This is a genomic window from Vibrio phycocola (genome assembly GCF_054404255.1).
Genome location: NZ_JBTAMQ010000012.1, coordinates 39,530 through 60,446, shown reverse-complemented (window position 1 = coordinate 60,446; position 20,917 = coordinate 39,530). Strand labels below are relative to the sequence as shown.

General features: G+C 40.9%; 19 protein-coding genes and 1 pseudogene. 13 read left to right on the top strand and 7 right to left on the bottom strand.

The genetic code is table 11. From position 1 onward, the window contains the following. Positions 1–130 precede the first annotated feature (130 nt). The 3 genes from ppiC (at position 131) to ACXJY6_RS15265 (ending at position 4,081) form a co-directional block, all read left to right on the top strand. Entirely contained in the window at positions 131–409 is a 279-nt protein-coding gene (gene ppiC, locus ACXJY6_RS15275) for a peptidylprolyl isomerase PpiC (protein WP_456050088.1), read from the top strand. Positions 410–874: 465 nt separating this feature from the next. After that, entirely contained in the window at positions 875–1,750 is an 876-nt protein-coding gene (locus ACXJY6_RS15270; protein ID WP_458768852.1) for a formate dehydrogenase accessory sulfurtransferase FdhD, read from the top strand. A gap of 18 nt (positions 1,751–1,768) precedes the next feature. Further along, on the top strand, positions 1,769–4,081 hold the full coding sequence (locus tag ACXJY6_RS15265) for an FdhF/YdeP family oxidoreductase (protein WP_458768851.1): 2,313 nt from the start codon (positions 1,769–1,771) through the stop codon (positions 4,079–4,081). A gap of 226 nt (positions 4,082–4,307) precedes the next feature. Here ACXJY6_RS15265 and kdgK read toward each other — a convergent pair whose 3' ends face one another. The 3 genes from kdgK to ACXJY6_RS15250 all read right to left on the bottom strand — a co-directional run bounded on the left by kdgK (position 4,308) and on the right by ACXJY6_RS15250 (position 6,284). Further along, on the bottom strand, positions 4,308–5,234 hold the full coding sequence (gene kdgK / locus ACXJY6_RS15260) for a 2-dehydro-3-deoxygluconokinase (protein WP_458768918.1): 927 nt from the start codon (positions 5,232–5,234) through the stop codon (positions 4,308–4,310). A 215-nt stretch (positions 5,235–5,449) separates the two neighbouring features. Further along, positions 5,450–5,707 carry a hypothetical protein gene (locus tag ACXJY6_RS15255; RefSeq protein ID WP_458768850.1) on the bottom strand — a complete coding sequence of 86 codons (258 nt, stop codon included), beginning with the start codon at positions 5,705–5,707 and terminating at the stop codon, positions 5,450–5,452. Between the two features lie 91 nt (positions 5,708–5,798). Then, on the bottom strand, positions 5,799–6,284 hold the full coding sequence (locus ACXJY6_RS15250; RefSeq protein WP_456050092.1) for an acyl-CoA thioesterase: 486 nt from the start codon (positions 6,282–6,284) through the stop codon (positions 5,799–5,801). A 247-nt stretch (positions 6,285–6,531) separates the two neighbouring features. Between ACXJY6_RS15250 and ACXJY6_RS15245 the strand changes: the two genes are divergently transcribed. Both ACXJY6_RS15245 and ACXJY6_RS15240 read left to right on the top strand, forming a co-directional pair. Then, entirely contained in the window at positions 6,532–7,110 is a 579-nt protein-coding gene (locus ACXJY6_RS15245; RefSeq protein WP_456050093.1) for a class I SAM-dependent DNA methyltransferase, read from the top strand. A 944-nt stretch (positions 7,111–8,054) separates the two neighbouring features. After that, the gene (locus ACXJY6_RS15240; RefSeq protein ID WP_458768849.1) at positions 8,055–8,771 is read left to right on the top strand and encodes a carbonic anhydrase; all 717 of its coding nucleotides are present in this window, start codon (positions 8,055–8,057) and stop codon (positions 8,769–8,771) included. Between the two features lie 92 nt (positions 8,772–8,863). On the opposite strand, the gene ACXJY6_RS15235 is transcribed toward ACXJY6_RS15240, so the two are convergent. Next, a complete protein-coding gene (locus ACXJY6_RS15235) occupies positions 8,864–10,444 on the bottom strand; it encodes an EAL domain-containing protein (protein ID WP_458768848.1) in 1,581 nt (526 codons plus the stop codon). 203 nt (positions 10,445–10,647) lie between these two features. On the opposite strand from ACXJY6_RS15235, the gene ACXJY6_RS15230 reads away from it, so the two are divergent. Next, a complete protein-coding gene (locus ACXJY6_RS15230; protein ID WP_458768847.1) occupies positions 10,648–11,910 on the top strand; it encodes a DEAD/DEAH box helicase in 1,263 nt (420 codons plus the stop codon). A 99-nt stretch (positions 11,911–12,009) separates the two neighbouring features. Here the strand turns inward: ACXJY6_RS15230 and nadE are convergent, their stop codons facing one another. Then, positions 12,010–12,840, bottom strand: a complete 831-nt coding sequence (nadE, locus tag ACXJY6_RS15225) for an NAD(+) synthase (RefSeq protein WP_458768846.1) — start codon at positions 12,838–12,840, stop codon at positions 12,010–12,012. Between the two features lie 98 nt (positions 12,841–12,938). On the opposite strand from nadE, the gene ACXJY6_RS15220 reads away from it, so the two are divergent. Together ACXJY6_RS15220 and ACXJY6_RS15215 are read left to right on the top strand one after the other, a co-directional pair. Next, a complete protein-coding gene (locus ACXJY6_RS15220; protein ID WP_458768845.1) occupies positions 12,939–13,460 on the top strand; it encodes a nicotinate-nicotinamide nucleotide adenylyltransferase in 522 nt (173 codons plus the stop codon). A gap of 133 nt (positions 13,461–13,593) precedes the next feature. After that, positions 13,594–13,938 (top strand): HopJ type III effector protein, encoded by a 345-nt coding sequence (locus tag ACXJY6_RS15215; protein ID WP_458768844.1) that lies wholly within the window; start codon positions 13,594–13,596, stop codon positions 13,936–13,938. A gap of 38 nt (positions 13,939–13,976) precedes the next feature. Here ACXJY6_RS15215 and ACXJY6_RS15210 read toward each other — a convergent pair whose 3' ends face one another. Then, complete coding sequence (locus tag ACXJY6_RS15210) at positions 13,977–14,300, bottom strand: cysteine-rich CWC family protein (RefSeq protein ID WP_458768843.1); 324 nt, start codon at positions 14,298–14,300, stop codon at positions 13,977–13,979. Positions 14,301–14,383: 83 nt separating this feature from the next. Further along, positions 14,384–14,554 carry a hypothetical protein gene (locus tag ACXJY6_RS15205; protein WP_456050101.1) on the bottom strand — a complete coding sequence of 57 codons (171 nt, stop codon included), beginning with the start codon at positions 14,552–14,554 and terminating at the stop codon, positions 14,384–14,386. Positions 14,555–14,912: 358 nt separating this feature from the next. Here ACXJY6_RS15205 and ACXJY6_RS15200 point away from each other — a divergent pair. From ACXJY6_RS15200 to ACXJY6_RS15180, 5 genes and pseudogenes are all read left to right on the top strand, one after another. Next, positions 14,913–16,241: pseudogene (locus tag ACXJY6_RS15200) on the top strand (TolC family protein); the annotation flags it as partial. Then, positions 16,238–17,212 carry an HlyD family secretion protein gene (locus ACXJY6_RS15195; protein WP_458768842.1) on the top strand — a complete coding sequence of 325 codons (975 nt, stop codon included), beginning with the start codon at positions 16,238–16,240 and terminating at the stop codon, positions 17,210–17,212. The pseudogene ACXJY6_RS15200 and the gene ACXJY6_RS15195, both read left to right, overlap by 4 nt. Positions 17,213–17,222: 10 nt before the next feature. Continuing rightward, the gene (locus ACXJY6_RS15190) at positions 17,223–18,407 is read left to right on the top strand and encodes an ABC transporter permease (protein WP_458768917.1); all 1,185 of its coding nucleotides are present in this window, start codon (positions 17,223–17,225) and stop codon (positions 18,405–18,407) included. After that, a complete protein-coding gene (locus ACXJY6_RS15185; RefSeq protein WP_458768841.1) occupies positions 18,404–19,564 on the top strand; it encodes an ABC transporter permease in 1,161 nt (386 codons plus the stop codon). The genes ACXJY6_RS15190 and ACXJY6_RS15185 overlap by 4 nt, the downstream gene beginning before the upstream one ends. A gap of 366 nt (positions 19,565–19,930) precedes the next feature. Next, positions 19,931–20,470 carry an antibiotic biosynthesis monooxygenase gene (locus ACXJY6_RS15180; RefSeq protein ID WP_456050104.1) on the top strand — a complete coding sequence of 180 codons (540 nt, stop codon included), beginning with the start codon at positions 19,931–19,933 and terminating at the stop codon, positions 20,468–20,470. Positions 20,471–20,917 lie beyond the last annotated feature (447 nt).

The following is a 20,917-nucleotide window of genomic DNA, read 5'->3' as shown; positions in this document are numbered from 1 at the left end:
TATCTCCTTTTTTATTGATCTCGCAACGACTCGCTTGTATTGCATATCGCTTTTGTAAGATCAAAGGATTTGAGGATGACATTTATAAGTAAACTCCATACACTTACGCGGTTAAAAAAGGAGAACACCAATGGCAACGACAGCAGCTGCATTGCATATTTTAGTGAAACACAAGAATCAAGCTGATGATATTGTTAGTCAATTGAAGAAAGGGGCTAAATTTCATGTGCTGGCAAAAAAACACTCCTTATGCCCATCGGGTAAGAAGGGGGGTGATTTGGGAGAGTTTAAACGTGGCCAAATGGTTCCTGCGTTTGATAAAGCCTGTTTTAATGGGGAAGTGTTAACACCACTTGTCGTAAAAACTAAATTTGGTTGGCATGTTATTAAAGTGCTTTACCGTACATAGTTTGCATTCACTAGAGAGGTTGATGCTCAATTCTTAATTCAATTACAGGATAGTTCTAAGCTAACTAAATAATCTGCCGTACGCCCTCTCTGTCTTTTTCTGCTTATCATCAATTTCCCCGATCCCATACCATGAGTTCATCCTCATACGGTATGACTTACATCGCCAGTAACCAATGTCGAACCACAGGTAGACTCCATGTGTAAACGAGTAAGAAATAGCCTGTGGTAGGTTTGTTTCCTTTGGGCAAATGTTCAAATTCTGTAGGTAGCGAGATTGTGATGTAAGTGTGAAAAGCAATGTTATTAGATACCAGTAGATGTTAGAAACTGTTAGGTTAAACTTTACTCAAATGTTTCATAAATATTATTAAAAACTCGGTGTTTTTATTGACGGATTTATATGTAAGGAGTAACTTACGCAATAAATTTCGTATGGGGCCTCAAACCTTAAAGAATGGTGTCAATGCAATCAGATAGCGCAAATCAATGGAACAATGATGATCCTGTTTCTCTTAAACGGGTTTCTCGAAAACGTTATCAGAAAGGTAAGGGGTACAGCCTTAGTCGTGACACTCTTATTGTAGAAGAGCCATTACAAATAAGTATTGAATGGACTTCTAATGGTCACTCGCAGTGTGAATTGTGGAGTATGACGATGAGGACCCCCGGTGACGATGAAAATTTAGTGTATGGTTTGCTTTTAAGTCATAGCGTTATAAAGCGTTGGTCTGATATTGATTCAATACGTTACTTTGATGATCATACGAGTCATGCGATGAATCATGTTGTTGTAATCTTAGTAGCTGATATTGAACCAAATTTGTCGATTTCTAGTCGTCGTAACATGAGCACGTCCAGTTGTGGTGTGTGTGGCGCGACGTCTGTCCGAACACTTCAATTTATGGCTCGTAGAGCGATTGATAAAACCGAGAGTTGGCTGTCACCGAGTGATGTGTTGAGTTACTCGTCCTTACTCGCTGAGCATCAATTTCAATTTCATGAAACCGGTTCTGTCCATGGTGCCGCTTATATGATTGATGGGGAATTGAGCGCTGTTGCTGAAGATATTGGTCGTCATAACGCACTAGATAAATTATTAGGATTTTTGTCTCGCCAACAACAGTGGCACCCTCGTGGTGTTGTGGTTTTGACAAGTCGAGTCAGTTACGAATTAATGCAAAAAGCGGTGATCTCTGGTGTTGCCGTTATTGTATCGGTTGGAGCGCCTTCAAAAATCGCGCTGGATATTGCCCGTCAGTTCGATATTACGCTGATTGGTTTTACCACAGCGGAACACTTCAATTTATACAACGGGTACTGGCGAATGAAGCCAGAATAATGATGAGAAGATAATTAGATGAGTTATAAAGAATATTCCGGATCGGCTGGTGGTTGGGCTGCATTAAAATCAACTACGCAACATCTTTTTAAAAGCGAAAATGTCGCTAAGAACATCGTGAATTTATTTCGTGCCAATCAAGATAGCGGCTTTGATTGCCCGGGTTGTGCTTGGGGTGAAAAAGGCGTTCCTGGACGATTTCGCTTTTGTGAAAATGGTGCGAAGGCCGTAAACTGGGAAGCAACAACTCGCCGAGTTGGGCATGAATTTTTTGCCAAATATTCCGTGTCTTGGCTGAATAAGCAAACCGATTACTTTTTAGAGTATCAAGGGCGTTTAAATGAGCCGATGCGCTATAACCCTGAAACGGATCATTATGAGCCGATAAGCTGGGATGAAGCGTTTAATGTCGTCGCTGAACATCTAAACCAACTTGAGAATCCGAATCAAGCTGAGTTTTATACTTCTGGTCGAGCAAGTAATGAAGCCGCGTTCGTATATCAACTATTTGCGCGTCGTTTTGGGACCAATAACTTTCCAGACTGTTCAAACATGTGCCATGAAGCAACGGGCCACGCACTCATTGAATCAATCGGTATCGGCAAGGGTACGGTAACGATCGAGGATTTTGAGGTTGCCGATGCTATCTTCTTATTTGGACAAAATCCGGGAACCAATCATCCTCGTATGTTGGAAACCTTAGCATCCGCAAACAAGCGTGGCGCTCAAGTGGTCGCCTTCAATAACCTTAAAGAACGTGGGTTAGAGAGATTTACCAATCCTCAACATCCACTTGAGATGCTGAGTAACGGCTCCACGCCAACCACCAGTCACTACTTTATGCCCAAATTAGGTGGTGATATGGCCGTGGTTCGCGGCATGGTAAAAGTTTTGTTGGATTTACATAAGCAAGCGGTGGAGAAGGGCAAAAATGTATTCGACCTCGAATTTATTGAGCAACATACAGACGGGTTGGATGATTATCTAGCGACTGTTGAGGCTACGCCATGGGAGCAGATTCTAGATCAGTCGGGATTGAGTAAAGATGACATCGTGCAGGCCGCGGATATTTATCACAATGCCAAGACTCGCATTGTGACTTGGGCGATGGGCGTTACTCAACATAAGCACTCTGTGGCAACCATTCAAGAAATCGCCAATTTACAGCTACTATTTGGTCAGATTGGTAAACCGGGCAGTGGTTTGTGTCCAGTGAGAGGTCATTCGAATGTGCAGGGCGACCGTACTGTTGGTATAAATGAAAAACCGCCGGCGTTATTGCTCGAAAATCTTGAAAAAGTTTTTGGCTTCAAGCCGCCCACAGAATATGGGCATAATGTCGTCAATGCGTTGCAAGCAATGAGTAAAGGCGAAAGCAAGGTGTTTATTGGTTTGGGTGGGAATTTAGTCGCCGCTGCACCGGATACCGAACGAGTTATGGAAGCAATGCATCAGTGCCAACTGACCGTAAATATTGCAACCAAACTTAATCGTAGTCATGTTAATCCAGGAAAAGATTCCCTCATTCTGCCTTGCTATGGGCGAACTGATATTGATATGCAAGCAAATGGCGAACAAAAAGTCACGGTAGAGGATTCGTTCTCCATGGTACATGCATCCGCTGGAAGAATGGACGCATCAGGAGAAAACATGCGTTCAGAAATCGCTATTGTGTCGGGTATGGCTAAAGCGACTCTTGGTGAAAATAATCCCGTTTGCTGGCAATCATTGGTCGATGATTACAACAATATCAGAGACTACATAGAGAAGACCATTCCTGGTTTTACTCAATTTAATCAACGCTTGGATATTCCTGGCGGATTTTATTTAGGAAATAGTGCTCGGGATTTGGTATGGAATACCCCACAAGGTAAGGCTCAAATTTGTAGTCATGAATTGCCAGAAAATATCCTTATTTTTGATGCACCAAGTTCCTCTAAGAAGCCTGTGTTTGTAATGCAAACGATGCGTTCTCATGATCAATATAACACAACGGTATATGGATATGATGATCGCTATCGCGGGGTATTTGGCGAGCGAAATGTTGTTTTTATGCATCAAGCAGACATCGATAATTTAGGGTTGAAATACGAACAATTGGTTGATATTGAAACTCTGTGGACGGATGACAAGAAGCGAAAGATACACGGATTTAAAGTCATTCCTTACCAGATTGCAGAAGGGAATGTTGCCGCGTATTTTCCCGAGGCAAATGCACTGATTCCATTGGAGAGCGTTGGTGAATTTAGTGATACTCCAACATCCAAATCAATAGCCGTTGTCATCACGCCAAGCGAGGTCAGCCGGTTAGATAAGAGCGTCGACTCATGAGGTGATAAGCCCTGTGAGTAGCCAAAAAAAAGAGCCCATATAAATGGGCTCAAAATAAAACAAAACAGAAAATTTAATCACTACATTTAGGCACAAGCTTGATCGGCATGTCGATCAAACCTATGACTTCTTTAACTAGCAGAGCTAGTTCATCTCATTTTGGTTACAAAAATGAGAACATTTGGTTCGTTCAAGACAACTTCAATGTTTCTTTGTCTTAAACACTTTAAATATGTGGCATCGCTTTTTTAGGGATAATAGCACCAGGGTATTGGATCACGGTTCCCGCTAATAGGTGACCTGCTTGTGCTGACTCAATAGGTGTACCGCCTGTTACTCGTTTGGCTAGGTAACCTGCGCTAAATGAGTCTCCCGCTGCAGTTGTATCGACAACGTTAGATATTTTGTTCGCGGCAACCGTGTGCATTTCGCCATCGACGACGACAAAACATGCATCCGCACCTCGTTTAACAACAATTTCTGTCACACCGAGCTGTTGAGTACGTTCAATCGCTTGTTGTTCATTATCATCACCGTAAAGCATCACTTCATCATCAAATGTTAAGAATGCGCAATCGGTTAATGAGAGCACCTGACGATAGGCCTGCTGAGCTTGTTCGGTAGAGTTCCAAAGCTTTGGACGATAGTTGTTATCAAAGGCGATTTTACAGCCGTTATCACGACAACGTTGAAGTACGTCGATCAGTGAACTTAGGCACTCTAAAGGCAAGATCGCAAGGCTAATTCCACTGAGATAGATCATATCAAACGTTGAAAGTTGAGTGACGAGAGCATCAAGGTCTGCTTCCAGTAGCCAAAATCGCGCTGCGGAATCATTTCGCCAGTAGTAAAAGCTACGTTCGCCATCATCTTGTGTTTCAATCGTATAAAGACCAGGAAGCTTGGTTTGAGAACGAAGTACCATCGATATATCGATATTCTCTTTTTTCCACTGATTCAACATTTCTTCACTGAAAGGGTCGAGGCCCAGACCCGTTAAATAAGAGGTTGAAACATCTTTCTCGTATGTCAGTCGCGAAAGGTAAAGAGCAGTATTTAGAGTGTCGCCGCCAAAACTTTGTTTGTACAGCTCACCATGTTGTTGAAGTTCAACCATACATTCGCCGATAACGGCCACGCGCTGTTGCTTTATCACTGCTCTTTACTCCGGAATATCCATTCTTTGAAAGCTATTTTATATTTTTAAAAGAATAAATCAATATTTTTGAAACGATGATTTAATTTTATTTTTTGATGTGAAAAATCTCAGTTGAGTAGAATAAGGTGAACAAGCTGATTTAATATGGCAACGTCGTGGTCATTTAGCTTCTAAAATAACTTTCGTCACATTGGGGTATAACTTAGTGACTATTGATCTCTTTTGATCTCTTGATTTGAAGGCGCGCACCCTAAATGTTGAAGTAGTACATATAGGCTAACTTGTTTTAGTGCAACCCGACGGAAAAGGTTGGCAAATATATGATCACCACCAAAGCAGTTGTTAATATATTTATTGATTTCTTCTGGCGTGTACCCACTAACGTAAAGCGAGCGAACCCATTGATATTCAACTGATTGTTGGTTTTTTAGTGTGTTAATACTGAGAGTGATTTGAGGCGTTTTCAAGCCAAGGTACCTTCAAAAAATCCGAACGAGCAAATAATTGACCTATTAAAGCAAAATTAAATGACCGTTCGATGACAGAAGGAAATTCGCTTTATTGGATAGATTTTAAGTATTTAACGTGAGCTTCCATCTCTTCTCCAATCTCTTTTCTCATATTCATTAGCTTAATGGCTGACTCTCTAAGAGCGATATCGTCGGGGTCGGTCGGTTTCCACTCTGGGACACTGGTGGGTTTGCCTTCTTCGTCAACGGCAACCATGATAACGATACAGTGGGTAGTGAGGCAGTTGATGAGTGTTTTGGGATCGCTAGCTTGGACGTCGATCGCGATATGCATAGAACTTCGTCCGGTGTAAACGACTTTGGCGTTAACTTCTACTAAACTTCCTACCGTGATGGGCTTTACAAAGCGGATACCACCGGCATATGCAGTGATACAGTATTTACCGCTCCATGCTGCAGCTCCAGCATATGCTGCTAGATCAATCCATTTCATTACCGCGCCACCATGGACTTTTCCACCGAAATTTACATCGCTTGGCTCGGCAAGAAAACGTAGAGTCGTTTCTCTTTTCATTATTCACTTCCTTTCATCATTTACTTACACATAACAAATGAGCCATGTTTTTGTAAACTAAGTATAACTTACTGTTCGTAAGGTGTTGGGAGAAATTATGTCAAATGATAAAATTAAAGGGGTAAATAGTTGGGACTCAATGAGCATTTCTGAGCTAAGATAGTGACTTAATACTATGAAGTTAGTCTTATTTTGGTTTATTCTTTTATTTTAAATGATGACATGACCACCTTCAATGGAGACCACGATGGCGAACCAGTGGGATTTGCTTGCTGTAGATTGGGAAGATAATCCCGAAAATATCGAGTTAGCTGATAAGGCGTCTGCTTCACTTGGCAGTGTGATGGATTTAGCGGGAAAGCACATTTTAGACTTTGGGTGTGGTTCTGGTCGTTTAAGCCAATCAATTTCTCCTCAGGTTAAATCAATCATCGCACTAGATTCATCGGAAGCGATGATTGAAGAGTTGGATACGAAAGAACTATTTAATGTCGAGCCTGTCGTTGATTCGTTAACTCGAGGCCTCGTTGCTCAGCATCCAGCCTTTCGAAAGCAATTTGATGGGGTGATTGCATGTGCAGTGTGCAGTTATCTCGACAACCTATCTGAAGTATTGGCCATTATCTATTCACTGTTAGATAAAGGTGGTGTATTTGTGCATTGGGATTGGGTCGCTGATGATGAAGACGGATTCGGCTTAGGGCTGATAGAGATGCAAGATGAGTTGATTCAAGCTGGCTTCTCAGAGGTATCGGTTACTCAACCTTTTAAAATAAATACGCCTAAAGGCATGCAAAGTATATTAATGGGTATAGCTCTTAAGTAGAGATATCGAACAGATATTAAATGTGACCAAAGTCACATTTTCATGTAAATTTACGGATATATAATTATATTTTTGGAATCCAATACGCATATTTATAACAAATTTTAGCTTCAACTTGTATTTCATTTCGATGTTCACGTTTAATGGATCAGATGATTCAAGATTACTTAGAAAAAGTATCGATCAAAAATATTCAAATGTTGACTAACAACATTGGCTAGAGCACTAACTAAAATAATAATCATAGTAGAAATAAAAAAGGATCTGTTGAAAAACAGGTCCTTTTTTATTGCCTGTCCCGTTCTAAATATTACTTATCATTCCAATAAAAAGTCGGGTGGTTATTTTGTCAGAGTATATGAACGATGGTTTCGCTACGATCGCAAAGAGGAGTTCAAGCGATTTTTTTGAAAGCAATTATGGCTGGTTAAAAAAGAAAAAAAACCAACCACAAAAAGGTGATTGGTTATATTAATTGTGAACAAGTGGCGTTCACTAACAACGTCAGTTGGCTAGGTGACCCTTGGCTTAATAAGGGTCATAGTACATAAAGCATATAGTGTGCCAAGTTTATTTCTTTCTAAGTCGTTGACCATTCGTCGTAATCAATCATTCATCAAATATAATTCGCATTTTGCAATTGCAAAATGCGAATTATGTCGCGAGTTGCACATGGTTATTTTGTTTTTTGCATTTTACTTACAGAGTTTTTTCATATTGATTAATCGCCGGAAAAAATAGTGTGTTCAAATGAATCGGGTTGCTAATGAAATCTTATTTTTCAAATGGTTATCTATTATCGACGAATAATGTTGCGGTATTATCATATGCCTTCAGTAGCGCACGTGTTATTGAATCACGAACACTCCCTTTAAGATGATTACCATCGCTCATCATGATGACAATACATGGTGATGACTTAAAACTAATTTTTGGACCATGAAATGAAAAAACTAATTTTGGCTGTATCTCTAACTTCTTTATTTAACGTTGCTCAAGCATCAGAGTGGGGTTACGAAGGCGCACATGGCCCTGAGCACTGGGATAAGGTATCTCAGACTTGTGCAACTGGTGTAAACCAAAGCCCAATTAATTTAAATTCAATCACAGACGCTAAGCTTGCGCCATTAGATATTCAATATACGGGTTCGGTGACGGCCTTGATGAATAATGGTCACACGTTGCAAGCAACGATTGAAGGAAGCAATACATTATCGATTGATGGTCGAGAATTCGAATTGAAACAGTTTCACTTCCATACGCCTTCAGAAAATCAAATCAATAACAAATCTTATCCTTTAGAGGGACATTTTGTTCATGCTGATAAAGATGGCAATCTAGCGGTAGTGGCTGTGATGTTCGATATGGGTAAGAAAAACGAACAACTGGCTAACTTAATTCAAACACTTCCTAAAAACGGTGAAACAGTGACGTTGGCTGAGTCATTTGATGTGAAAGATATGCTACCGGACTACTCTTCATATTACCGTTTCAATGGTTCTTTAACGACACCACCGTGTAGCGAAGGCGTGCGTTGGTTTGTATTAAAAAATGCTAAGTCGTTATCAGATAATCAAGAGCAGTTAATGAGCGGTGCTATGGGGAAAAATAACCGTCCATTACAGGCGATCAACGCTCGTGTTGTATTAGGTAGCAACTAAAACTTTTTTGTTATGCAGTTAAACTAAAAAGACCATAATGACATGATCATTATGGTCTTTTTATTAGGCTTAAGCGTGAACAGAATCGTTAATTACAATACATTTTTTTCAGAGGCTTTAATGTAGCCGATAAATTCTTCTGCGGGCATTGGCTTAGCGTAATAAAATCCTTGAATTTGCGTTACGCCCATATCTGCTAGTGCTTCAACTTGTTTAGAATCTTCGACACCTTCCGCAATAATTTCCATTCCTAGTTGATTGGATAGATCTATCATTGAGAGCACGACTGCATCGAGTGCTTCGTTTTGAGATAGGCTTCGAATAAACACCTGATCTATTTTCAGCTTGTCAAATGGGTGTTGGTGGATAAAGTTTAACCCAGAATACCCCGTCCCAAAGTCATCGATCGCCATTCTGAAACCGAGGTTTTTAAGAAGGGTTAGATTGTGTACAGCTTTGACCATTTCTTCTGGTGAAAAGTTGTTATCTTCAGTAATTTCTAACATTACTACTTTGGCCATAATCGGATGAGTAATCGCATAGTCGTAAATATATGAAATGAACTCATCGTCCAATACCAATGTTCGACTGATATTCATGCTGATATAACGATCTTCAAATTCAAGTTTATGTCGTTCGATGTAGTTAGTTAAATAATCTATAACTCGGTAAGTTAATTCCTTAATTATGCCGATCTGCTCTGCTAATGGGATAAAAATAGCGGGTGAAATGTACCCTTTATTCGGATCATTCCAACGTAATAAAGCTTCACTGCCAACGACACTTCGAGTCCGGCTATCAACAATTGGTTGAAAGTACAACTTAAGTTGATTGTTTTGAATCGCTGAGCGGAGAGAGGCATCAAGTGTGTGATTGCTGCGTCGATAATCCCGAACAATTAAATACCCAACGGTCAATAAACTTGCGCACAGTATGATGACCCAAGCTAGGTTGGTGAAATAGGTAATATAGGCTTCTAACCCTATATTTAGTCGAATAGATAGTGGATAAATATTGGAGCGAAATGTTAATACTCGGTTTGATTTACTCGGGACGATTTGTTGGCCATCGATAACGTGAGTTAATACTTGGATCTGATATCCAAAAGACATGTCATCAAATGAAGATGAAATCAATTCGAGAAAGTGGCGTGGAGGAATAAGCGCATTGATGCCTGATTTTTTTGGGGTAGAAGAGAAAATAAAAAAGGTTGGAATTCCATCAGGTGAATCAGTTAATTCAATAGTGGTGCGATCCGTCGAATGTTCTAGTCGGTCTAAAACAGAGCGGTAGATAGCAATGTTGGCTTGTCCTGCATTACTTGTACAATAAATACTGCCATTAGCATCATACATACCGACTTCTTTAATTCTATCGGTTGCAAACACATAATTTCGTAGTTTTGAGATGTCATTTTTATTGCATGTTTCAGAGGCAGAAATGCTGACACGATCTAAATCATGCGCCGTTCGATTAATGAAGACTTCTAGGTTAGAGATGGCTTGTCGCCCAAGAGTGTGAGCGGTGCTGAATGTACTGTAATAGGTGTATAAGCTACCTGCGAAAAAGGTAATAATAAAAATTGCCAAGACGGGCAGAATGATGCCAACGCGATTTTGCAGCGAATGGTAGTTGTTTGTTAATGTGTTTAGATTCGCCGATTGTCCACGCATATGTGTTACACATTACTTAAGTCAATGATTTTTCTTATATATAAACGTATGTGATTACTGCAACTAAATCTAGTAACTGAGTGATATATTGATACATTTTTAGAACTGACTTGGTAAGAACGTGATATTGCTTCAATATATGTGGAAGAGCAGTCTTAGCGTTATTTTGTTAGACTCACCAAAATTTCAACTGGAAATTAAATATGTCCGCAACATTTACCCAATTAGGTATCGCTACTTTTCTTAGTAATACCTTAGAAAAATTACATATTCAGACGCCTACGGAAATTCAGACTCAAGCAATCCCGAGAGTTCTTGATGGTGTGGATATATTGGCTGGTGCTCAGACTGGTACAGGGAAAACGGCGGCATTTGGGTTACCGATGATTCAGCGTTTAACCGAACGAGCTGCGATTGATCGGCCTGAAAAAGGTGAAGTAAGAGGGCTTATTCTTGTCCCAACTCGCGAACTAGCCCAGCAGGTTTATGACAATTTAGTCGCGTATTCTGCACACACAGAGTTGAAGATCGTTGCGGTATATGGTGGTGTCAGTATCAGAGCGCAGAGCGATAAACTCAAGTTAGGGTGCGATATTTTAGTCGCGACACCTGGCCGCTTACTGGATCATCTTTTTAATCAAATCATCACTTTAGAGAAGGTGGAGTTTTGGGTTCTTGATGAAGCCGATCGAATGTTGGATATGGGTTTCACCCCTGATATTCAACGGATAGTGAAGCGCTTGAATTCATCTAGGCAAACCTTGTGTTTTTCTGCAACCCTCGACGATAAAGTTCGCGCATTTGCACAACACCTGATGCGGGACGCCGTGCCGATTCAGGTGGCCGCGCAAAATGCGACCGCTGATACCGTAGAACAGTTGGTTTACCCGGTTGACCGTTCCAAGAAAAGCGCATTGTTAGCCTACTTGATTGGCTCTCGAAATTGGCATCAAGTCTTGGTTTTCACTAAAACAAGGCAAGGCAGTGATGCTCTTGCCAAAGAGCTTAAATTAGATGGAATTCATGCGGCTTCAATTAATGGTGATAAAAGTCAGGGCGCTCGTCAGAAGGCGCTCGATGATTTTAAGTCGGGTAAGGTTCGAGCATTAATTGCGACGGATGTCGCGGCTCGTGGTCTTGATATTGAGCAACTAGAGCAAGTCGTGAATTTCGATCTGCCTTTTAAAGCCGAAGACTATATCCATCGCATCGGTAGAACAGGGCGAGCTGGGCAAACAGGGAAAGCCTATTCGTTCATGGGTCACGACGAAGAGTACTTATTGGAAGCGATAGAAAACTTACTGGATAAGCGCTTACCACAAGAGTGGCTCGCTGGATTTGAACCGAGTCCAAATGCCGAAGTTTATACTGACAGTAACCCTAAAAAGCGCAGCCGTTCATCTGAGAAGCGCAAGCTAAAGGCTAAATTAAATGTCCATGCGAATCGTGGGAAAAAGCGTCGCTAATCATTGAGATCGGCACTGATTCTTGATTTTATAAAACAAAACCGCCAAACAACTAAAAGTTTGGCGGCTTAATTAGTGATGCAATTAATTTTGAGTTAATTAGTCATAAATCGTTGGAATTGGCTGACGTTTATGTTGTGTCGCTTGATAAATCGCAACTAGTCGCTCAGTGACTTCTTGAGGTACGGGTTTTCCTTCTAAGAAATCATCAATTTGATCGTAAGTCAGCATTAGCGCATCTTCGTCTGCTTTTTGCGGAGCAAGCTCTTCTAAATCAGCGGTAGGGGTTTTGGTGACCAAAATTTCTGGAGCACCTAACGTCGCTGCAACTTGACGAACTTGACGCTTACTCAGTCCAAATAGAGGTGCGAGATCGCAAGCGCCATCTCCATACTTGGTGTAGAAACCGGTAATGTTTTCCGCAGAATGATCGGTTCCTAAGACCAATGCTCCTACGTAACCAGCAATTTCGTACTGTGCGACCATACGTGCGCGAGCTTTAACGTTACCTTTAACAAAATCGACTTTGGCAGAATCGGTTGGTAACAAGCCTGTGTTTTCCAGTGCTGCATGTGATGCTGCATGCAATCCATCAACACCCGATTTTATATTGACTGCAACCGCATGTGTTGGCTGGATAAACTGAAGTGAAATTTGAGCTTCATCTTCATCTTTTTGCTCGCCATAAGGCAGGCGAACAGCGATAAATTGATAGTCGTTACTTTGAGATTCATCGTTAAGTTGATTGATTGCAAGTTGTGCCAAACGTCCACACGTTGTGGAATCAACGCCACCACTGATCCCAAGTACTAAAGCTTTGCATCCAGAAGAGGTTAATTTGTCTTTAATAAACGCTACTCTTCGTTCTATCTCAAAATTTGGGTCAATGCTTGGCGAGACACGCATCTCGTCGCGGATTAATTGTTCCATAAGGCCTTCCCTTTTTGTGCAAGCAATAATAAATAGTACATAGTATCATACCGAAATTAGTCGATTATAAAACTCTCAATTGAGTTTAAAGGATGAATATGAGGAATATTGCCGTCTTTGGCAGTGCTTTCAACCCCCCGTCATTCGGACATAAAAATGTTATTGAATCACTGACCCAATTTGATCTTATCTTGCTCGTTCCAAGCATTGCTCATGCATGGGGCAAAGAGATGCTGGATTTTCAGTTACGCTGTGAGCTCGTTGAGGCTTTTATCGATGATCTTGCGCCGAGATCTAATCGCGTTGAGTTGTGCCGTGTTGAAGAGGAGTTACTCGAATCTAATCAGAGTGTGACGACTTATCAATTGTTAAACTATCTTGCTGAGCTGTATTCAGCGGATAACCTAACGTTTATTATTGGGCCTGATAACCTAATGAATTTTGGTAAGTTTTATAATGCAGATAAGATTATGGATCATTTTTCAGTGATGGCATTACCTGAAAAAGTAAAAGTCCGGAGTACCGATATTCGAACTCGTTTGCAAAATAAAGAGAGTGTCGAGGGTTTAACAACCCCTTCGGTTATTAAACTGATTGAACAAACACAGAGCTATCAGTAAATGAGATAGGCCTTGATTGGAGTAGCAACGGAATGAACCAAGAGAAATCGAGATCTTGCATCAGAGTTGAATTTCTTTAGACTACATTACCTTTAAAAAACGTAATAAAACCGTGTTAAGTTAAGGATAAACGATGAAACTCACGACACTTATTGAAACCGTTAAGAATGACCCTAAATCGATAGAATTTAGTGATGTCATTGCTGTGATTGATGCCAACTACGATTTTACGCCAACTCAGTTTACTAACGGAGCATTAACCAATGCTGCCGATCAAAACAATGGATCGTGTAAGATTTTCGCATTCGCCAAGTTACAAGGTTTGGCCGCAGAGGAAGCATTAGCACTGTTTGGTGATTTTTATCGTAAAGATGTTTTACTCCACCCAACCAATGATGATCACCAAAATATTCGTAACTTTATCGAATTTGGTTGGGAAGGCATTGAGTTTACGAGTGAAGCACTAAAAGAGAAGTAGTTAGCTTTGTAGTAGAGAATAGAAGTGTCTTTTGTTCTCTACTCGTCGATGTTTAGTAATTTTGCTTTGCGTAAACACTCTCGACATAAACATAAGCTATCACTGGGTACTATCAATGATGTATCGCGACGTTCAAGGCCCATGCACCAACAGGTATTTTCTCCGGCGCTGATGCCACAAAATACGGGTTCATTGCAACTTGGGCATCGATGAGTTTCATTCGCGCCTTTTAATCGCTGAAGAATTATTTCTCGTTGTTCGTCACTGTACTGTTTCCATTCTATTATTTCTGTCATTGTTCTATGGCATCCGGAACATATACCATCGACATTTTTGCACGCAGCAACGCAAGGTGTTTTCATTAGTCTCTAGTCAATTAAAGTGTATCTAAGGAGGGAGTTCATAACAGAGTAAATCACGTATATTTCTTTCTAACGTATGATGTTCAACCTTTATTATGATCCTTTATAAATTGCTTAATAAAGCGACGGACTTCTCGTGCCGCTGAGGTGTCTAAGTCTTCACATAACGCGATAAACTCATCTCGATCTTCTTTGTTGATTCTCAGCAGAAGTTGGCTGTCTTTTTTATTCGATGACTTTTTTTTACCGCTCATGGTAATACCTCCGAGTATATATTTTGTATATATAAACCTTTCTGTTTGTAGTGAGGATCTCAACTTGTAATTAACGTGATTAAAGTCACATTAATATGCCTCGGTGGATAATAGATCGCCTAAATTCGCTATGCACAATGCCGCTCTTTCATCCACTAATCCAAATATCAGATTCGGTCTAGAAGCTATTCTTAGACCCTGAATTTGGTGTGTGTTAACTAGTTGCGTAGGGTAGTTGTAGAGCTTATACTCTAACTCTTTTTTTCGTCTGTATTTTTCTGGAGCAAATATGAAGAGTCGGTCCGTGGCTTATGCAATGGGCGCACTGATAGGAATGTTGTCATTCGGCGCTAATTCAGCCGATGTTTCCTTTGATGAAGCATGGGAATTACTGCAAAAAAATAACAATTCTATTGCTGCCCAAAGAGCCAGTGTTGAGCGCTATAGTCATCTAGAAGATGCGACTGACAGCCTCAATTTGCCTCAAATCTCCATTGGTGCGACCTACACCCGACTGGATGATGATGTCACGATTACAGGATCAGATCTTACTGAAAGTATTTCTGGCTTGGGTGCATTATCAAGTTTGCTTGGTGGTGTGTCCGCGACACTAATTGATAAAGAGATCTTCACCTCTTCGATTCGTGCTATTTGGCCTATTTTTACCGGAGGACGGATTTCGGCCGCAAAAAGTGCGGCAGAAGGGCGAACTAAAGAGGCTGAGAGTCAGCTTGCGATGGAAGTTCAAGCCCGTTATGAAGATCTCAGCAAGTACTATTTCAGCGTCATTTTAGCTGAGCACGTGGTTGAAACTCGACTTGCGGTCGAACAAGGGTTGATTGCCCACCGCAGCCATGCAATTAAACTTGAACAGCAAGGGCAGATTGCTCGCGTGGAAAGATTGCAAGCGGAAGCATCGTTAGATAAAGCCGTGGTTGAACGCAAAAAAGCTCAACATAATTTAAATATCGCGCAAGTAGCTCTCACTCAAGTGCTAGGGCAAACCGAAGCAGTTGTACCGCGTGATGAGATTTTTATTAATCAACATTTACCCGCACTTGAAGCATTTATTGACCAAACGTTAAACACATACCCTGGCCTTGATATTCTTGATGCTAAAGAAACACAAGCAAGAAGTTTGATTAACGCTGAAAAGGGCAAGTTCTTTCCAGAAGTGTATGCTTTCGGTGATTACAACCTATATGAAAATGACTCACTGTATAGTCAACTGCGACCAGAGTGGTTAGTTGGTATTGGAGTCAGTATTCCGCTGACTGAAAATACGGGACGCGGTGAAAATATGAAAGCGGCCAGCAGTGCTGTTTCTCAGATTCAATATTTAAGAAAGCAAGCTCGCCAGGATCTGAGCGTATTAGTTGAAAAAACGTACCTCGAAGCTGAGCAAGCGCTTGATGAAGTGATGGGACTAAATTCCAGTATTACACTCGCGGAAGAAAATTTGCGCTTAAGACAAAAAGCATTCACTCAAGGCTTGGGACGATCGCTCGATGTGGTTGATGCCGAATTGTATCTCGCTAATATCAAAACTCAGCAGGACGCGGCCAGTTTCCAATATTTGCTTTCTCTGAATAAATTGCTCGCACTTTCTAATGAAATGGACAGTTTCGACACCTATAAACGAAATGCGATTACGCCAGCACAACTTAGATTAAAGGATGCATCATGAATAAGGTTAAACCTCTTCTGATTTCACTAGGAGTACTCGCCATTGCTGGTTGGGTTGGTTTTAAATTTTTTGATGCTTATGAAGCACCAGCCTTTCGAATTCAAGGGCAAATTGAGTCTCAGCAATACAGCATATCTTCAAAAGTCGCAGGGCGAATTGACCAGGTCTTAGTGCGCAAGGGTGACAATGTGAAAGAAGGTGACCTTGTGTTTACCATTCATAGCCCAGAAATCGATGCCAAACTGGATCAAGCGGTTGCAGGCCAAAAAGCGGCGGGTGCGTTGGCGAAAGAAGCCGCAACTGGTGCGCGACAACAACAAATCCAAGCCTCTCAAGATCAATGGCGTAAAGCCAAAGCGGCTTCGGAATTGATGGAAAAAACATACCGAAGAATCAATAGCTTATATGAAGATGGTGTAGTATCTGAGCAAAAGCGAGATGAAGCGTTAACGCAATGGAAAGCGGCTCAATACAATGAAAGTGCAGCCTACCAAATGTTTACCATGACCAAAGAAGGCGCTCGAGATGAAACCAAGCAAGCGGCAGCAGAAAAAGAGCGCATGGCAGCAGGTGCGGTAGCAGAAGTAGAAGCGTATGCCGCGGACACACAAATACATTCATGGTTCAATGGAGAAGTCGCTCAGGTTCTACTTCACAGTGGTGAACTGGCTCCACAAGGGTTTCCAGTTGTCACGGTTATTGATACTCAAGATACGTGGGCCGTGCTAAATGTTCGAGAAGATCTTCTTCAACAGTTCGAAAAAGGTAAAGAGTTTGATGCCTTTGTTCCAGCTTTAAATGCCGATGTGAGGTTTAAAGTAACGCATATTGCGGTGATGGGCGACTTTGCAACCTGGCGCTCAACCGATGCAACTCAAGGGTTTGATTTACGAACGTTTGAGGTGGAAGCTCGCCCAGTTGATAATGATGTGTCGTTGAGAATGGGCATGAGTTTAGTGGTTGAGATGTAGGTAAAATATGATGCCGCATTCTTCTCAAGCCTCCGAAGCGTCAATTGATGATTTGACGCGCTCTCGCAGTCAATGGCAAGTCGTACGTCAAGATAAATGGTTATTGTCATCGCTCACATGGGTACCAATCTTACTTTGTCTTTGCATGTATTGGATTTTCTCTCAAGGCATCGTAAACAACTTACCGATAGGGGTGGTTGATTTGAGTAAGAGCTCGTTGTCGCAATCATTGGTTCAACATTATGATGCGACATCAATGCTTAACGTGAACCATCAGCTCGATGATATTTCTCAAGCCAAGCACGCGATGGTCAGCGGTGATATTTACGCAATTCTCTATATTCCCAGAGGATTTACCAAATCGATTGTCCAATCGAATCCTCCGCAAGTTACGCTATTTTACAACAGCCAATACCTGCTTGTTGGCAAATTGATCAGTTCTGCTGCTCAAAGCGCACAAGGAACGTTTAATGCGAAGGTGGGCGTGGTTCAGAATTTAGCCAAGGGTAATACGACAAGTGCTGCTGCCTTTGGTCGTGCCGTTTCCGTTAGGACTCAAATTACACCGTTATATAACAAAAGCACGAATTATGCTCAGTTTTTGGTATCGGCAATTATTCCAGCTATTTGGCAAATATGTATCGTTGCATTCACGGTGTTAGTGCTGAATGCAAATTATCAAATAGCTGGGTTGAAATCATGGCTAGGTCGTTCAACTACGGTTATAGATTTAAGCAAAAGCTTATTCCCTTACTTTATTTGGTTCTGGTTGTTAGGCGCCACTTTTTTGCTTTGGTTTTATAAACTTATTGAGTGGCCAATGGAAGGAAGTTGGGTGGTATTGCTTTTTGCTCAAGCTATTACGACTTTGGCGTGTATGGTTATGGCGTGTTTTTTCTTTTTCTTAACATGTAACGCCGCTAGAGCCATGAGTTTTGCTGGGGCGTTTACGGCACCTGGATTTGCTTTTATGGGCATTACATTTCCCGCTACCGATATGGGCTCATTAGCGCAAATATGGCGAGGATTACTTCCGGCTAGCCACTATATTGAAGTTCAAGTAAGCCAAGCAAGTGCTGGGGTAGGAGCGTTGCAGTCACTTTCTCATCTTGTTCCTATGGTTGGGTATGTTTTTCCGCTCATTCTTACCGTGCTTTTGATTAAAAAGCACATGAATAAGGAGATGGCGGCATGAGGCTAATGGAACATATTAAGCTTGAGCTTAAGGCCATTTTAACGAATCCCGTTGTTGTACTAACGATCTTCGGTGGGATTGTATTTTATTCTTTTCTTTATCCGCTACCTTACAGCCATCAAACACCTAGAGAGCAAGCGATTGCGGTTGTCAATCTAGATGGAAGTCAAACCAGTTATCAATTAGAGAGAATGGTCGATGCGTCACCAAACGTAAAAGTCGTTAGCCGGTTGTACTCAATAGCCGCTGCAAAGGAGTCATTCTTAAACGAAGAGATCACGGGTTATATCGTGATTCCTGAAGATTTTTACAAAAACCTTCTGCTGGGAAAAAGCCCGGTGCTTTCCTATGCCGGAGATGCATCTCTTATTCTGGTCTATGGAACTGTTGTTCAAGGTCTTGCAGGGGCTGGAGGAACGTTAGCTGCGAAAGTTAAAGTCGCCAAGCTACTTAACGATGGCGTTCCATTGGCGTTGGCGAGCAAGCAATATTCTGCGACCTATTTAAATACTAAGCCGACATTTAACCCTAGACTTGGTTATGTTGACTATGTTGTTGCTGGGGTGTTTGTCCTAATTCTTCAACAAACTTTGGCTATGGCGGCGGGGCTTATTGGAGGCACGCAACGAGAAAGTTACGGCTATTGGGAATCTCAGCCGAATTACACGACTTTAGCGATTAGAACGGTCATGCTTGTCCTCATCTATTATCTAATGGGGATGTATTATTTTGGAATGAGCTTTGATAGTTATGGTATCAGCAGACTTGCAAGTCCAGTCGATATTCTTACGTTGATGCTGCCATTTTTACTCACTTCCTGCTTTATCGGTATTTGGCTTGGTGCCGTCACACCGAGTCGAGAATGGGTTACGGTTGTTGTACTGCTTAGTTCGATGCCATTGATATTTACCGCGGGCTTTATTTGGCCGTCAGAGATGGTTCCGGCCCCACTGAATTGGTTAGCTTCATTATTTCCAACTAAACCCGCGGTGAGTGGCTTCCTTAAATTGAATCAGATGGGGGCCGATTGGGCTCAGGTCAAAAGTGATTGGACTCTACTTTGGGCACAGACTTTGTGTTGGGGAGTGATCGCCAGTTATGCATTCAATAAAGCTCGACAAAATGATTCTGTATTTCAGTTAAAAAAGGAAAGTTGACCGGTACATTCCATTCTATTTTGAGGTCACAATTGGTCATCGGTAATAGTGAGTTATTTATACAGTACGCATGACTATATTTTTCAAGCCATTTGAATAGCTGTTTTTAGTTATATAAGTGAGAGTTAAGCAGAGAAACTTAATGTTTAGTCGTGATTTTATTCATTAATGATAGATAGGTAAATTAAACTTTCCATTTACTAAAAAGCGAAAATGCTAGGTTTTTCAGGGCCTCCAGAAAATAAATTAAGATTTATGGTAAAGAAAGAAAAACATTGGTTAATAAATATTACCAAGTATGATTGAGATATGTTAAAAATCCGTTATACTGCCGCCTGAAAATAAAGAGGTTCCAAGGAAAGATATATGAGTAAAACTGTTCACGTTGCGATCACACGCCGAGTTCTGCCAGGTAAAGAAAAGGCATTTGAAGAGGCAATTCGTGATTTCTTTTCTACATCAGCGAAAGCTCCGGGTGCTCTTGGCGCACAATTAATACGTCCTATGCCAGGTGAAGACAATCATGTATATGGCATTATTCGTTCTTTTGCTACTAAGGAAGATCATGACGCGTTTTATGCTTCTGATACTTTCCGCGAGTGGACTGCGTACATTCAACCTCTTGTTGAACCAGACTACACTCGTAAGACTTTGCACGGAATGGAAGCGTTCTTTGCCTCGAATGGCCTTAAAAATCCACCTACATGGAAAATGGCGTTAGTGACATGGTTTGGCGTATGGCCATGTGTGTATGCGGCTGCAAAAATACTTGGTCCACTTCATCAAGGTGTCGTACCATCTTGGGTTGGATTCGGGATTGAAACCTTTGTTGTTATCGGCCTCCTAACTTGGGTTATCATGCCAAAATTAGGTAAGCTGTTTGACCCTTGGTTAAATAAGTCATAATCGCTTTCGATATTATTATCAAGATAGAAGTGCACTTTAGAAAGTCAGATTATTTTTAATCTGGCTTTTTATTTACCTGTAGGTTCATTTAGCATTATTGTATAAAAATTAAATTTATTTTTTCTTCTTCAATAAATTAATTCCCATATATAAAAATCACATTCCCATAAATAAAATCCTTAGTTTTAAAGTGGATTTATATTCCTTCCTACGAGTAAATGTTTATATATTTTATTGAAGACAATAATTAAATTAATGTTTTGTATGTAATTATTGCTATTGATAGATACCATAAAATAAATCTAATATTTTCTTCGTTTTTATTTTAGTGACAAAGTTGCGCCAATAGTGCTTCATTAATTTGTGAGCAACTATTCGAATTGAATCATGTATATATATTACAGTGTTTAGCAATCTCGAATAGTGACTTAATGTTTTTAAGTATTT

What these genes read in the sequence shown, in the direction of transcription:
- ACXJY6_RS15215 (WP_458768844.1), top strand. Translation starts at nt 13,594, where the DNA reads ATGAAACTCACGACACTTATTGAAACCGTTAAGAATGACCCTAAATCG.
- ACXJY6_RS15270 (WP_458768852.1), top strand. Translation starts at nt 875, where the DNA reads ATGCAATCAGATAGCGCAAATCAATGGAACAATGATGATCCTGTTTCT.
- ACXJY6_RS15235 (WP_458768848.1), bottom strand. Translation starts at nt 10,444, where the DNA reads ATGCGTGGACAATCGGCGAATCTAAACACATTAACAAACAACTACCAT.
- nadE (WP_458768846.1), bottom strand. Translation starts at nt 12,840, where the DNA reads ATGGAACAATTAATCCGCGACGAGATGCGTGTCTCGCCAAGCATTGAC.
- ACXJY6_RS15245 (WP_456050093.1), top strand. Translation starts at nt 6,532, where the DNA reads ATGGCGAACCAGTGGGATTTGCTTGCTGTAGATTGGGAAGATAATCCC.
- ppiC (WP_456050088.1), top strand. Translation starts at nt 131, where the DNA reads ATGGCAACGACAGCAGCTGCATTGCATATTTTAGTGAAACACAAGAAT.
- ACXJY6_RS15180 (WP_456050104.1), top strand. Translation starts at nt 19,931, where the DNA reads ATGAGTAAAACTGTTCACGTTGCGATCACACGCCGAGTTCTGCCAGGT.
- ACXJY6_RS15220 (WP_458768845.1), top strand. Translation starts at nt 12,939, where the DNA reads ATGAGGAATATTGCCGTCTTTGGCAGTGCTTTCAACCCCCCGTCATTC.
- ACXJY6_RS15210 (WP_458768843.1), bottom strand. Translation starts at nt 14,300, where the DNA reads ATGAAAACACCTTGCGTTGCTGCGTGCAAAAATGTCGATGGTATATGT.
- ACXJY6_RS15250 (WP_456050092.1), bottom strand. Translation starts at nt 6,284, where the DNA reads ATGAAAAGAGAAACGACTCTACGTTTTCTTGCCGAGCCAAGCGATGTA.
- ACXJY6_RS15230 (WP_458768847.1), top strand. Translation starts at nt 10,648, where the DNA reads ATGTCCGCAACATTTACCCAATTAGGTATCGCTACTTTTCTTAGTAAT.
- ACXJY6_RS15265 (WP_458768851.1), top strand. Translation starts at nt 1,769, where the DNA reads ATGAGTTATAAAGAATATTCCGGATCGGCTGGTGGTTGGGCTGCATTA.
- ACXJY6_RS15185 (WP_458768841.1), top strand. Translation starts at nt 18,404, where the DNA reads ATGAGGCTAATGGAACATATTAAGCTTGAGCTTAAGGCCATTTTAACG.
- ACXJY6_RS15240 (WP_458768849.1), top strand. Translation starts at nt 8,055, where the DNA reads ATGAAAAAACTAATTTTGGCTGTATCTCTAACTTCTTTATTTAACGTT.
- ACXJY6_RS15205 (WP_456050101.1), bottom strand. Translation starts at nt 14,554, where the DNA reads ATGAGCGGTAAAAAAAAGTCATCGAATAAAAAAGACAGCCAACTTCTG.
- ACXJY6_RS15190 (WP_458768917.1), top strand. Translation starts at nt 17,223, where the DNA reads ATGCCGCATTCTTCTCAAGCCTCCGAAGCGTCAATTGATGATTTGACG.
- ACXJY6_RS15195 (WP_458768842.1), top strand. Translation starts at nt 16,238, where the DNA reads ATGAATAAGGTTAAACCTCTTCTGATTTCACTAGGAGTACTCGCCATT.